General features: G+C 38.0%; 12 protein-coding genes. All 12 read right to left on the bottom strand.

Going from position 1 to position 13,654, the window contains the following annotated elements; all coding sequences use genetic code 11:
* The 12 genes from J0J36_RS04735 to J0J36_RS10650 all read right to left on the bottom strand — a co-directional run bounded on the left by J0J36_RS04735 (nt 1) and on the right by J0J36_RS10650 (nt 13,612).
* Nucleotides 1–1,266 carry a dihydroorotase gene (locus tag J0J36_RS04735; protein WP_019292716.1) on the bottom strand — a complete coding sequence of 422 codons (1,266 nt, stop codon included), beginning with the start codon at nt 1,264–1,266 and terminating at the stop codon, nt 1–3.
* Nucleotides 1,267–1,304: 38 nt separating this feature from the next.
* Nucleotides 1,305–1,934: an orotate phosphoribosyltransferase gene (gene pyrE / locus J0J36_RS04730; RefSeq protein ID WP_153924787.1), complete on the bottom strand. Its 630-nt coding sequence runs from the start codon at nt 1,932–1,934 to the stop codon at nt 1,305–1,307.
* 223 nt (nt 1,935–2,157) lie between these two features.
* Entirely contained in the window at nt 2,158–4,062 is a 1,905-nt protein-coding gene (abc-f, locus tag J0J36_RS04725) for a ribosomal protection-like ABC-F family protein (RefSeq protein WP_040087784.1), read from the bottom strand.
* Between the two features lie 104 nt (nt 4,063–4,166).
* Nucleotides 4,167–5,018: a MurR/RpiR family transcriptional regulator gene (locus J0J36_RS04720; protein ID WP_019292719.1), complete on the bottom strand. Its 852-nt coding sequence runs from the start codon at nt 5,016–5,018 to the stop codon at nt 4,167–4,169.
* Nucleotides 5,019–5,099: 81 nt separating this feature from the next.
* A complete protein-coding gene (locus J0J36_RS04715; protein ID WP_019292720.1) occupies nt 5,100–5,588 on the bottom strand; it encodes a glutathione peroxidase in 489 nt (162 codons plus the stop codon).
* 75 nt (nt 5,589–5,663) lie between these two features.
* On the bottom strand, nt 5,664–6,368 hold the full coding sequence (locus J0J36_RS04710) for a 16S rRNA pseudouridine(516) synthase (RefSeq protein WP_029346238.1): 705 nt from the start codon (nt 6,366–6,368) through the stop codon (nt 5,664–5,666).
* 46 nt (nt 6,369–6,414) lie between these two features.
* On the bottom strand, nt 6,415–7,551 hold the full coding sequence (gene mgtE / locus J0J36_RS04705) for a magnesium transporter (RefSeq protein ID WP_242520655.1): 1,137 nt from the start codon (nt 7,549–7,551) through the stop codon (nt 6,415–6,417).
* A complete protein-coding gene (locus J0J36_RS10500; RefSeq protein ID WP_242520657.1) occupies nt 7,496–7,777 on the bottom strand; it encodes a hypothetical protein in 282 nt (93 codons plus the stop codon). Before J0J36_RS10500 ends, mgtE begins: the two co-directional genes overlap by 56 nt.
* 117 nt (nt 7,778–7,894) lie before the next feature.
* Nucleotides 7,895–8,101 carry a hypothetical protein gene (locus J0J36_RS04700; protein WP_153924784.1) on the bottom strand — a complete coding sequence of 69 codons (207 nt, stop codon included), beginning with the start codon at nt 8,099–8,101 and terminating at the stop codon, nt 7,895–7,897.
* Between the two features lie 73 nt (nt 8,102–8,174).
* Complete coding sequence (locus tag J0J36_RS04695; RefSeq protein ID WP_019292724.1) at nt 8,175–10,931, bottom strand: cation-transporting P-type ATPase; 2,757 nt, start codon at nt 10,929–10,931, stop codon at nt 8,175–8,177.
* Nucleotides 10,932–11,300: 369 nt separating this feature from the next.
* Nucleotides 11,301–11,882, bottom strand: a complete 582-nt coding sequence (locus J0J36_RS04690; protein WP_153924783.1) for a transglycosylase — start codon at nt 11,880–11,882, stop codon at nt 11,301–11,303.
* 1,607 nt (nt 11,883–13,489) lie between these two features.
* A complete protein-coding gene (locus J0J36_RS10650) occupies nt 13,490–13,612 on the bottom strand; it encodes a hypothetical protein (protein ID WP_014024878.1) in 123 nt (40 codons plus the stop codon).
* Nucleotides 13,613–13,654 lie beyond the last annotated feature (42 nt).

Raw genomic sequence — 13,654 nt, 5'->3', positions numbered from 1 at the left:
TTATGGGCGGTAAACAATTTCTCCTGAACAAATCGTATATTTGACTTGTCCCACAAGTTCTTGGTCGATAAATGGTGAGTTACTTGCCTTGGAATCAAAGTTTTCATCCACTTTATAAGTATTATGAGCATCAAAAATAGTAATGTCAGCCGGTCCACCTTCCGCTAAATATCCCGCATCAAAACCATATAATTTGGCTGGATTAACAGTCATTTTCGCCAGCAATTGAGCCAGTTCAAGATGTCCAGGAGTAACCAAATGCGTAAGCCCCAGTTGCAAAGAAGTTTCTAAGCCGATCATTCCGCTCGGTGCTTCAGCCAAAGCAACATTTTTTTCTTCATGGGTATGTGGCGCATGATCTGTCGCAATAACACTAATCGTGTTGTCTTTCAAGCCTTCCAAAATTTTCGCAATATCTTTCGTTTGACGCAGTGGAGGATTAAGCTTTGCATTTGTACCAATCTCTAGGACAGCTTGCTCTGTCAGTGAAAAATGTTGTGGTGTAACTTCAGCACTAACTTTTGCGCCCATCTTTTGTGCAAAACGAACTACATCTACACTTTCGCCTGCAGACAAATGTTGAATATGTAAACGCGCTTGAGTATCCAAAGCCAACATTGCATCACGTGCAATCATACTGTACTCAGCCACCTTTGTCGCTCCTGTTAGACCACATTGGTGTGCCACTTCGCCTTCATTGATTCCAAGCGTATCCACTAAGTTGGGATCTTCCTCGTGAATAGAGAGCAGACTATCCGTTTCCTTGGCTTTCTTCAAAGCTTCATGCAAGACCCCTGAATCACTCAGTGGAATACCATCATCTGAAAAGCCAACTGCGCCTGCCTTTAACAAAGCATCAAAATCCGTCAAATGTCGCCCGTCAAAATCTTTGGTAATAGAAGCAATGGACTTAATATGAATTTTCTCTTCATCTGCAAGTTTCAGTGTCTCTACAAGCACTTCAGGACTCGATAAAATCGGTTTAGTATTTGCCATCATTACTACTGTCGTAAAACCACCACGTGCTGCAGATAAAGCACCAGTGTGTATCGTCTCTTTATGCGTTTGACCTGGTTCACGAAAATGAACATGAATATCGATGAGCCCAGGAGCAACAATCATGTTGCTGGCATCAATAATATCTGCACCTTCTTCTTCCAAATCTTGGGCAATACGAATAATCTTCTTATCTTTAACTAACACATCAGCAACTTGATCAAAACCGCACTCAGGATCGATTACACGGCCGTTTTTTATGAGTATCATCTGTTCCCCTTTTTATATTTTACATAATGTTTATTATGTTATTCACTCCATGTTTCTTGATTATCCTTGAATTTTTTAAGCATTTCAAGTTCAGCTTCTGTTACATAACCTGTTTCCTGAGCGATTTGGATAAGTTCAGAATAATTTGTTAATGTGTGCAGTGGCACTTGCGCTTCTTGGAATTTTGTTGCTGCTTTTTCGAGTTGGTAGGTAAAGATAGCAATCACACCGAGAACTTCGATCCCTTCACGTTGTGCGGCAGCCACTGCTTCTAGTACTGAGCCTCCTGTTGAGATAAGATCCTCAACCAATACCATTTTTTGTCCTTTAGAGACACTTCCTTCGATTTGATTTCCTGCGCCGTGATCTTTTGGTTTGCTACGAATATAGGCAAAAGGCAATTGAAGATAGTCAGCAATAATTGCACCATGAGGAATACCTGCTGTTGCTGTACCTGCAATTACTTCGACCTCAGGAAACTCTGCCTTGACCAAATCCGCAAAAGCCTGCTCAATACGAGTGCGTACTTCTGGATAAGCCAAGGTCAAACGGTTGTCTGTATAAATAGGAGATTGAATCCCACTTGCCCATGTAAATGGTGCACCCGGCGATAAGCTTACAGCTTTTATTTCGAGTAAATCAGCAGCGATAGTTTTTGATAATGACATGTTATCCTCTTTCTAGTCCCTTAAGTTAATATCAATAGCACGCTGTTTTACACAAAAAAACACTTGCATAAAGCTGCAAGTGCGTAAAAAAATATGCCAATAATATTTAGAATGCACCTAAATACTATACAAATAGACAATTATACGGTTTCCTTGCTAGCCTCTCGTGCTAATTTAAAGGTTTCTTGTTATATAGTCTAACAGATTTACTGTAAGTTTGCAATCATAAACTTTCTAAGCTTTCCATCGCTTCCAGTAAGTTCATCTCTGTTTCTTCTTTTTGTTCAGCCAGTTGGTCGAGTGCTGCTTGGAGTTCACCTAGTTTAACAAAGTCATCTGTTATGTCTAACATAGCTCGGGAAATTTCTTCGCTTTGTTGTTCCAGAGCAGCAAGTTTTTCTTCCGCAGCATTGACTTCACGTTCGAACTTGCGACGGATTTTCTGTGCTTCTTTTTGTTGTGCATAGTCCATCTGGCCCGAACTTTCTGGTTGTTCTTCCAAAACAACTTCTTGATGTGTCTCTTCTTCTTGGCTTTTTTTTTCTAAATAGTAATCATAATCGCCCAGGTAAAGTTTACTTCCTTGAGGTGATATTTCGAGGACTTTGGTCGCAACACGGTTGATAAAGTAACGGTCATGACTGACAAAGAGTAAAGTACCATCGAAGTCAATCAAGCTATTCTCCAAAACCTCACGGCTGTCGATATCCAAGTGGTTGGTAGGTTCATCCAATACAAGAAAATTATCATGTTGCATAGCGAGCTTCGCCAAGAGAAGACGTGCTTTTTCTCCTCCCGATAACATCGAAACGGTCTTTTTCACATCTTCGCCGCTGAAAAGGAAAGCCCCTAAAAGATTACGTATTTCTACTTCTGGTAAGAGACGATGCTCATTCCAAATCTCGTCAAGAACACTGTTAGAAGGTGTCAGCGCTCCTTGTTCTTGATCATAGTATCCTAAGTCGACATTCGCTCCCAGCTTCACCTGACCCTTAAGAAGAGGAATTTGACCAATAATTGACTTGATCAATGTTGTCTTCCCGATCCCGTTTGGTCCAACAATAGCAAGGGCATCATGTTTGCGTGTATCGATATTGATAGGTTCAGCGAGGACTTTATCGTATCCCACTGCTGCATCTTCAACTGTAAGAACGATGTTGCCCGACTTTTTAGCTGGGGAAAAGGTCATATGTGCAGCTGCTTCACTTCCGGTCGGTGCTTCAATACGCTCCATCTTTTCCAACTTTTTCTGGCGTGATTGGGCGCGTTTTGTTGTGGAGGCACGAACCATATTTCGAGCAACGAAATCTTCTAATTTTTCAATTTCTTTTTGTTGCTTATCATAGTTCTTTTGCTCAGTGGCGAGCATCTCTGCTTTAAGTTCAATATATTTACTGTAATTTCCTGCAAAGCGTGTCAGCTTGCCTCGTGAAATCTCCAAAGTTTCTGTCACAACCTTATCTAAGAAATAACGGTCGTGACTGACAATCAAAAGACTACCTGAATAGTTTTTCAGGTAAGTTTCTAACCACGCCAAAGTTTCAATATCCAAATGGTTGGTTGGCTCATCCAAAATCAACAAATCAGGCTTTTCTAAAAGCATTTTTGCCAAAGCTAATCGTGTTTTTTGTCCACCAGATAAGGAAGAAATAGCACGGTCCCACATCTTCTCATCGAAACGAAAACCATTAAGTACTGACTTAATCTCTGCTTCATAGGTAAAACCGTTGGCTTGACGAAATTCTTCCGATAAAGAATCATAACGGTGCATCAAACTCTCTAAGTCACCACCCGTTAACTCCGACATCTGTAATTCCATCTGACGCAATTGTCGCTCTGTTTGACGGAGTTTTTCAAAGACCGTCAACATTTCTTCAAAAATCGTTAATTCTGAAGAAAGTCCTGTATCTTGAGCCAAATAGTTTAAATGCAAGTCCTTGACCTTAGAAATCGATCCTGCTGAAGGTTCTTCAACGCCTGCAATAATCTTCAATAAAGTCGATTTTCCCGCACCATTGCGTCCGACTAAAGCCATACGTGAGTGGTCCTGAAGATTAAAATTTATATTTTCGAATAAAACATCGCCACCAAAAGTGCGTGCTATCCCATTCCCTTGTAGTAAAATCATTCTTCTATTTTAACATAAAAAAGTTTAAGGTAAAGAAAACAGTAAAAATCGCGCTTCACAACGAAAACGCCAAGATTTTTACTGTTTTTATGTATAACTTCACATCAATAATTTTTTTCCAGATGACGAACGATATCTAAAGAACGAATCACTGATTCTCGTGCATCATCAAAGTTTTTGCTGACATAGGCATAAAAGAGCAAATCGATGAGATACAATTGTGCCAACATTGAAACCGTAGCTGCATGCCTAAACTCAAAATTCTCTCCTGATAGAGAAATGAGCGGATATTCGGCACGTTTAGCAAGACTTGAGTTTTCAATACCGGTAATCGCAATGGTTTCAATGTTTTCAGCTTGAGCCAAATCAAGCATAGCTAAAACTTCACGGGATTCCCCTCGGTCACTGACAGCGATAAAGAGTTTCTTTTGATTATTATTGGTTAAATTAACAGCCATCGTATGCGTATTGTCCGCACAAATACTGATTTTGCCAATACGGTTCAATTTTTGAGCTAAGTCTTGTGCCACAAGAAAAGAAGCCCCAATCCCGAAAATAAAGATTAACTCCGCTTCATCAATCAGGTCGACCGTTTTAGCAAGTCTTTCATTGTTTAAATGACCATTAACAAGTTCTGTCATATGATTAATGCGCGCTTTTAATTTTGATTTTATTGAGTCTATCTCTTCATTAGGACGTAATTCTTGAAAATCTGTATCCGATTGGGCGCTCGCCTTCCAGACGGAAAGTTGCTGCTTAAGTTGGGGAACACCTTCAAGTCCGATGGATTTGACAAAGCGAATAACTGTAGCTGGTGACACTTGACTATTTTTAGCAATGTCTTGAGTGCTTAGGTTGATGACAGCCTCAGGAAAAGCGAGAACATACTTTCCAACTTTTGACTCGTTAGGGGAAAGTTCTCTTAATTTCGTTTGGATTTCGAGCAGAATATTCATGACTCAATTATAGCATAAACCAGCTATAAATATGAGCTTCTTTATAATGATACCAAAAGAAAAAACAGGAGGCACGTGCTCCTATTTTTCTACTTTTTCAAGCTCTTTTTTAATATCTTTGGCAATTTTTTCAGGTTCTGTTGCTGGAGCATAACGTGCGACAACTTCCCCCTGAGCGTTGATCAAAAACTTCGTAAAATTCCACTTGATTTTTTTTCCAAGCGGGCTTCCTTTTTCTTCTTTTAACCATGTATAGAGCGGGCTTTCATCCGCGCCATTAACATCAATCTTTTGAAAGCGTGGGAAAGTTGTTCCATAGTTCAATGTACAAAACTGATCAATCTCATCAGCTGTGCCAGGTGCTTGCTCTTTAAATTGATTACAAGGAAAATCGAGAATTTCAAACCCGGACTCTTTATATTCATCATAAAGTTTTTGAAGTCCATCATATTGTGGTGTAAAACCACATCTTGTCGCAGTATTCACTACGAGTAGAACTTTGCCTTTATAGTCGGACAAAGAGATATCATCTCCTTGTTTTCCCTTCACTGTGAAATCATAAATAGTCATAGTGACACTTCCTTTCTTCATCGGCTCTAAGTGATAATGATTATAACACTTGCCTTATCAGACTGTCAAAGAATCTTACTTTCTCATATAGGGCTTCAGACTCAAGATTTCTTGCTGCGTAAGAGGGCGATAAGCACCTGGTTGCAAATCTTCATCTAGGACCAGCGGTCCAAAACTTAAACGTTGAAGTTGCTCAACTTTTTTACCTAAAGCTAAGAACATTTTCTTGACCTGATGATATTTGCCTTCTTGGATAGTAACTTTAGCATGATGCACATCTAAAATTTCGAGTTGCGCTGGCTGCGTACGAACACCTCCGATAAATTCAAGGCCTGCTTCAAAGGCAGCTCTATCACTTACTTCAAGTGGTTCCCATGTCTCTACGAAATATGTTTTAGAAACATGTTGCTGTGGCTTAAGCATATCGATGCCCAGTGGCCCATTGTCCGTGATGAATAATAATCCTGTCGTTAGAAAGTCTAGCCGTCCCACAGGATAAAGTGCATCATTCTTTTCTTCCACAAGGTCACGATAGGTGGGCAGGTGCTCATCTTTATTGGCTGAAAGTACACCAGCTGCCTTATTCATCATAAAATAATGATGTCCAAATGTTGTGAGCTGTTGCTGATTGACAATAATTTCATGCATCTGAGGATCGACATTGCGACTTAGGTTATACTCTACTTCTCCATCAATTATAATCTTTCTGGTCTGTATCAAGCGTTTGCATTCTTTCTTATCCTTCCATCCATTGAGGAACAGGTAGTGATCTAGTCTCATATTTGTCTATTTTAACAGAAATTAAATTTTTTCTATCTTATCAAACTCATGAAATAAGATGACCAAGGAAGAGCGAAATGCAGGTGAAGTAAATCAGTAAGGCAACTAAATCTTTAATCGTTGTAATGATTGGTGCTGATCCTGCAGCTTGGTCGATTTTTAACTTGATTAAGATAAAAGGGACTAAAAAGCCCAGCAAGGATGCGACGGTCATCGTGGCAAAAAGGGCTAAACCAACTGCCAAACCTAACATCGGAAAACCTAGCCATATGGTCGCCATTAGCCCCGCCATAATTCCCATCAATGCGCCAATGGTCAAACCGACACGTAATTCCTTGAAAAAGTGCTCAAGGAAGTTCTCAATCTCAATATGCCCTAAAACCAAGCCTCGTGTAAAGACTGTTGAAGATTGTGTCCCAATATTTCCTCCCATGCCCATAATCAATGGGATAAAAATTGCCACCATTGCGATGGATTCTAAAGTTTGTTCAAAATTTTCAATGACTAAACCAGAAAGCATGCTTAACAACAAGGTGGCTAAAAGAAAGGGTAAACGTACTGCCAAAATTTTATTTAACTTGCCATTAATAAGTAGCTTGCTGCGGTCCTCCTCTGTATCTTTTAAGTCGGATAAACCTGCTTGGTTCAAAATGTCTTCTGTTGCCTCTTCTTCAAGAATTTCCATTGCATCGTCGAAGGTTACTATGCCTACTAATTTATTAGTATCGTCCACCACAGCTAAAGCCAGAAGATCCAACTCTTTGACTTTTTGTGCCACCTTTTCTTGGTCCTCAGAAGTTTTAACAGAAATCGGTTGACGCGACATATGCTCATTAATGACTGCTGTTGGCGCCATCATCAAAAGTCGATGTAAAGTTATAAAACCAGTGAGCTTTAACTTCTCGTCAATAATAAACAAAATATAGATGTTTTCCTTGCGCGTGGCTTCCTCTGTGACTTTTGCCAACGCCTCTTCTTGGGTCATATCTTCTGTCAAAGTTACAAATTCCGTTGTCATAATTCGACCGGCTGTTTCTGGGACATAAGCTTGGAGATGGAGTGTTTCTGATCTATTATCGGGTGTTAAAACACCCAGAAGACTCTTCACTCGTCTTTCAGGTAGTCGGTCAAAAAGTCTGACACGATCGTCTGACGACAGCTGATTGAGAAAAGTTTGCACCATTGGCGGTTGTAGCGCATCTAAAAGATTTTTTTTGCTGCTGAGTGCCAAGAATTTTGAACAACGCCACTGCTTTATCTTCTGAAAGGACTTCAAAAAAAATGACCTGTTCATCTTGCTTTAGATGTTTAAAAATCTCTTTCAGTTCATGTCTTTGTAAATCTTTAAGAATAACTTGAAGCTTTTTAAACTCCTTCTTTTTAATGTAGAACCGGATTAATTCTTCCATATTATATGCTCATTTCTTTTTAATCTCCTTTCTAAATTCTAATATTTTTGTAAGAGGAAACCTAATAATATAAAAAAACTGAAGCGTGTAACACACTTCAGTCTTGATTTTTTCAGGCTATTTTCTCCCCCGCATCACATATCCACATATAAACCCAATCAGCCCTACAGCGATAATACCGTAGAACATGGGAATATCAATGTTAAAGAAAAGCATGTTAACACTAACAGGTGAGAAATTAAGAACCGCAAAAATTACGATGAGCAAAAGAATCAAGAGAACTAAAATTCTTTTGGGTGTAAAAAAGCTTTTTACTTTTTCCATGTATATACTTCCTTCCAAGGATTACTATACTGTTATTTTAGCATATTATAGTTACACATCTCAAAAATTCTCCTTACCAAATTTTCACTTTAAAGATTTCTTTAATACCTGATAGGATAAATGTTGGTAAAGCTGGCACAAAGAGTACAAGAAGATAAACAGGTAAGCTCAATGGTGCAGTTCCCATGACAACATTAAAGAATGGAATTATCGTCACTAAAAATGAAGAGATACCTGCAAAGACAACAGCAAGGACTAAACGTGGGTTGCCGAATGGGTTTCTTCTGAAGAGAGTTTGTGAACTTCTTGCATCAAAAACATGCCACAACTGACCATAAACAAGTGTTAAGAAGGCCACCGTTTGTGCTTCGTTACTTGACATGCCTTGTTTTGCGGCCCAAACAAAGGCTACAAAGACCATCAAGCCCATAATTGTGCCTCGGATCAAGACTCTTGACCATGTGTAGTTAGCTAGGACAGATTCTTTAGGGTCACGTGGTTTTTCGTTCATAATATCTGACTCAGCGACATCGTATCCCAGAGCGAAAGAAGGCACGGCATCACTGACCATATTGACCCAAAGTACCATTAAGGCTGTTAAAGTTGGTGTGGTATAGTCAACATTCCCAATACTTACAGTGAAGAAAAGTAAGCCTAATATCAAGGAAAGTACTTCTGCGACGTTCGTCGTTAATTCATGACGGATAAAGTTCTTAATATTGGCATAAATAGTTCTACCATTTTCGACTGTTTTTTCAATCGTTGTAAACTTATCATCAAGCAATATCAAGTCAGCAGAATCCTTGGTTACTTCAGTTCCTGCGATTCCCATGGCAATTCCAATATCGGCTGCTCTTAGAGCCGGCGCATCATTAACACCATCTCCTGTCATACCCACAACTTCCCCGTGCTTTTGAAGTTGCTTAACAATCCTTTGCTTGTGTTCAGGGGAAACACGCGCATAGACATTCGTTGTTTTAACGACTTCATAGAGCTCTTCATCTGTCATTTCTTCAATTTCGATACCTTTGATGACTTTAGCCTCTTTGGATTTTACAATGCCAAGATTATAAGCAATAGCACGAGCTGTATTTTCGTGATCACCTGTAATCATAACGACTTCGACACTTGCATCTTGCAATGTTTTAACAGAAGCTTTGACTTCTTCACGCGCAGGATCAATAATTCCTGCAACCCCTGTCAAGATAATATCTTTTTCTAAATCTTCTAGCTGACCTTGTTCTGCTTCTTCCTTACTGAGGATACGGTATCCTACCGCCAAGGTACGCAAAGCTTCATTGGCATAATCATTTACAGTCGTGATAAATTTTTGCTTTTCGCTTTCTTCAGTATTTAATTCACCATCAATCAAAAGGGCGCGGCTTTTCTCAACCAGAACATCTGGCGCTCCCTTGATATAGAGAAGATAGTTGTCGCCTTTCTTGACAATGACACTCATTGTTTTACGATCACTAGTGAAAGGCAGCGTCCGGATGAGCTCATGTGATTCTAAAAGTTGAGTTTTTGTGCGGCCAGCTTTTTGCCCCAAAACAGTCAAGGCAATTTCAGTTGGATTACCAAAAGGCACGAATTTTCCTTCGACTTCTTTGAGAGCAGACTCGTTACACAAAAGTGCACCTGCAATAAAGGCCGAATATGAAGGCTCTTGCTCTTCATCAGAAAGACTACGAATTTCCCCTTCTGGAGTATAGCCCAGACCAGAAACTTCATAGTACTGGCCGTTTGTATAGAAATGTGTAACGGTCATTTCATTTTTGGTAAGTGTTCCTGTTTTATCTGAACAGATGTAGGAAGTACTTCCTAGTGTTTCCACACTGTTAAGTGACTTGATAAGCCCTTTATTCTTCGCCATTTTGGCAGCGCCAATCGTTAAAACAATCGAAAGCACAGCAGGTAGAGCATCAGGTATAGAGGCTACAGCTAAGGCGATTGAGGTTGATAAAACAGATGTAATTGATGCTATGCTTAATTCACCAGCTTGGATGATACCCACTACGAGGGTAAAGACAACAATACCGGCTGAAACTTGCATCAAGGTTTTGGTTAACTTATGAACCGTATTTTGCAGTGGCGACGTCCTGTTTTCAACTGCTTGAATCAGTTTGGCAATTTTACCAAGTTCAGTATGTTCCCCAACAGCCACAACTATCCCTAAACCTTGTCCACCAGAAACGCTTGAACCGGAGAAGCCCATATTATGACGATCACCTAGTTCTGTCGTCTCGAGAATAGCATCTGTGTGCTTGCTAATCGCATCTGCTTCGCCAGTCAAATGCGACTCGATAACTTGGAGCTCATTGGTTTCAATCCAACGGACATCTGCTTCGACAAAGTCTCCAATTGAGGCTTTTACGATATCCCCTGTGACAAGCTCTGTTGAAAGTATTTTTTCAAATTGACCATTTCGTAACACAGTAACATAACGATTGTTCATCTCTTTTAATGCGTTCAAACTCTTACGTGCACTAATTTCTTGATAAAAGCCTAAAAAGGCATTTATGATAATTAAGATTAAGATAGCAATCGCTTCATATAGTGCCTCCATCCCATGCTTACTATCATTTTGAAATTGAAAAGCGTAGTAAGAACTAGCAAAGGACAGAGCTACCGCACCAAGTAAAACAATAACGATAGGTTCTTTAAAACTTTTGAGGAACGTAGCTAAGTATGATTCTTCCTCTTCATCCGGAAGTTTATTTTCTCCATGAAGCTCCCTTTGTTTCAATATTTGTTCATGATTTAAGCCAGTCTTAGTGTCAACTAAAAACTCCTCAATAACTTCTACTTTTGCTTTTTTATAAAATTCCAAAAGCTTCCTCCTTGTATTTTCGACAGTTAGGCATACACTTCATTTTTTTCAAGAGCGTAGCAATCGAAAAAAAGAATGTAAACAAAAAGGGCGCAAGCTATCAAAAAATCTCCTCCTTACCCTCGGAGGAAATCTCTTGAAGCTTGCGCCCAACCTATATTGTCTCTTTAATTGTTATGAATTTAGTACGTTTTACTAAATCTACTCTTTTATTATAACATATAATTTTAAATTTTTTAAGAGTTTTTTTGATTTTTTGATTTTTAAAAAGGTTAAAGGCAAAACAAAAAGGCCTTCACTGTTTGTGATAGCCTTGGATGTTTAATCTTAGTTAAGCACTCCAGGAAACGAATTGTAATTCACTTCCTATTAGTTATAAACAACCCAGCTTCCTGCAGGGAGTTTACTTGCCATTTCGATTTGTTCAGCAAGAGTCATGCCAGCGTATTCACCGTGACCTAACAATTGGAACGCACCGTATGCACCTGAACTTGCATTTGCAACATCTGCACGTCCATTAGACTCATGTTCAATAATATATACCCATTCGCTTGCAGAATATCCTGCTGCGTTGGCAGTATTAGAAACCATGTAGTTGGCAAGGGCTTCAACATTTACTTGACCAGAAGTTTGACCTAAGTCAAGTCCTGATACAGTTTGTGCTACTTTAGATTTAGCAGGTTGTGTTTCAACTTTTTTGGCAGTTGTAGGAGTTGCTGAAGCTTTTCCTAACAAAATGTTGTTAACTTCTGTTTGTACGTCTTCAAAGTCAAAACCTTTGTTTGTCAACATTGTGACACGATCTTGACCTGTACCGTAGTTACCGTTAATAACTTCAATTGCAACATCATGTGTAGTTTGTTTCGGTGTGTCCGCGTGGGCCATACCAGTACCGATAAACATGAATGAAGCAATAACACCAGTTGAAATAGCAACTTTACTGAATTTCATTTAGACCTTTCAATTTCGCCACTAAGAATATTCCATAGAGTTAAAGCTCAATTACGAACCCCCGTATATACTCTATCATCATGGTTACTTCCCATACACATCATAAAGTCTTGAACGCTTGTGTAGGATTACCGTCAGCAGTTTAACGTCATTGCACGCTATGGACGTTTGTTATAAGGAGCCTTCAAATCTCTGCTGCTTGCGAAATTACATATCTTTGAAAGCTCACGGTTTAAAATGTATAAGTTCACTCAGAAGAAAATAAATTTTCAAAGTCAAATTCATTTCCTTCATGAGGGACTCATTATATGACCTTTACCTTAAACATAACTTAAAATAAACAGAACAAAAAAAAGAAAGCGAAAACATTTGTAAACAAAATATTCAGAAAATTTATTCTACAAAATGGAAAAAATGTATAATAAAAACCCCTATTTAATGCGCTTCTTATTTTAAAAAAATTAACCATGTCTTTTTTTGTATTTAAATACATTAAAAATTTTTGCTAATTAAATTAAGTAATTTTTTCAATATTTTTAGTTTCAGTTAAGACAATAAGATTTTAAACCACTTTCTTAATAAAAATTAAGGAGAAATTGCTCTTGTTTTCATTCTTTTATTTCCATATTTTTTTATACTATATATTGGACTTAAAACACTCTTATAGCTCATTATCATTGATGTTTAAGGAATTTATCTCGAAAACTTCTTTTTCTAATGTGAGAGGCAGTTAATAGAAATAATTTTTTCTTACCCATATGTTGGAATAATTTTCTTAAACTACCAATAATGGTATTTATTTTAATCTTGAACAAATTATTGTGTGACTTTTTCTCATAATGGTATTTGTTCTCTTTTTCATAATATTTTTCCTTGTTTTTATGCACTTGTTCTTCTTATTTTTCTAAATCTTGTTTTCACTAAGAAATTCCATCTCTTTCTCCTCTCATTACCTTATATAACATTATAATTACAAATCATTGCTTATATAGAAAAACTCCACATCTGCGGGCAAAGAACCAAAGCACAGATATGGAGCGACCAAATAAAGGTGTATACTGAAATAAAGGATTCAGTATTTACCTTATCTATATTATAGCACTAAAGTAAGCGTTAACAAAGAGAGTTGCAACTGTCAAAAGCGCAGGAACAAAGCAAAAATCCCCCTATGGAGAAAGGGGGACATCAAGGTTATATCCATGGGTTGGATATTTATTATGAAAAATCAAAATTATACTAGGGTTTGAATATAATTAGGACATTATCAATTTTAGCATGGTCTCCCTGAAAATAAAAATAATAATCAAGGAAGTTTAGAATACTAAAACTTTCAAAAAATATGTACACCAAGTTGGAATACAGAAAATAAAACAGCTCAACCACGAGGGTTAGAGCTGTTTTCATTTATTCATCTTAAACTTTCTTCTATTATATATACAAAATATAGAACCGAAAAACGCCTATATATTAATATTTCTTGCTTTTCAAATCATACATAAAATATACAAATAAAAAACTTTTGGCACAAATTTGGCACAAAAAATCCCCACCGAAGCAGAGACTTACCATTAAGAGCAGACGTTTATTATAGGATATTCAATTATCAACTATAGGTACAAATAAATGGCTGTAATAATTTGAACGAATAAAATCACTGCAAATGGTGCCATAATAACCAATATCACAAGGGCTGGTCCACCTAGCCACTCCCTACCTTTATTTCTTTTCATATCATATCCTCCCTAAATGAATGTATTAATTACACAACACTT

Source organism: Lactococcus sp. LG1074 (assembly GCF_017309525.1).
In the GTDB taxonomy this organism is placed as follows: domain Bacteria; phylum Bacillota; class Bacilli; order Lactobacillales; family Streptococcaceae; genus Lactococcus; species Lactococcus petauri.
This window is presented reverse-complemented; position numbering and strand designations above follow the sequence as displayed.

Coding starts and splice junctions, on each gene's coding strand:
- pyrE (WP_153924787.1), bottom strand. CDS start 1,934: ATGTCATTATCAAAAACTATCGCTGCTGATTTACTCGAAATAAAAGCT.
- J0J36_RS04735 (WP_019292716.1), bottom strand. CDS start 1,266: ATGATACTCATAAAAAACGGCCGTGTAATCGATCCTGAGTGCGGTTTT.
- J0J36_RS04710 (WP_029346238.1), bottom strand. CDS start 6,368: ATGAGACTAGATCACTACCTGTTCCTCAATGGATGGAAGGATAAGAAA.
- J0J36_RS04700 (WP_153924784.1), bottom strand. CDS start 8,101: ATGGAAAAAGTAAAAAGCTTTTTTACACCCAAAAGAATTTTAGTTCTC.
- mgtE (WP_242520655.1), bottom strand. CDS start 7,551: ATGGTGCAAACTTTTCTCAATCAGCTGTCGTCAGACGATCGTGTCAGA.
- J0J36_RS10500 (WP_242520657.1), bottom strand. CDS start 7,777: ATGGAAGAATTAATCCGGTTCTACATTAAAAAGAAGGAGTTTAAAAAG.
- J0J36_RS04715 (WP_019292720.1), bottom strand. CDS start 5,588: ATGACTATTTATGATTTCACAGTGAAGGGAAAACAAGGAGATGATATC.
- J0J36_RS10650 (WP_014024878.1), bottom strand. CDS start 13,612: ATGAAAAGAAATAAAGGTAGGGAGTGGCTAGGTGGACCAGCCCTTGTG.
- J0J36_RS04720 (WP_019292719.1), bottom strand. CDS start 5,018: ATGAATATTCTGCTCGAAATCCAAACGAAATTAAGAGAACTTTCCCCT.
- J0J36_RS04690 (WP_153924783.1), bottom strand. CDS start 11,882: ATGAAATTCAGTAAAGTTGCTATTTCAACTGGTGTTATTGCTTCATTC.
- abc-f (WP_040087784.1), bottom strand. CDS start 4,062: ATGATTTTACTACAAGGGAATGGGATAGCACGCACTTTTGGTGGCGAT.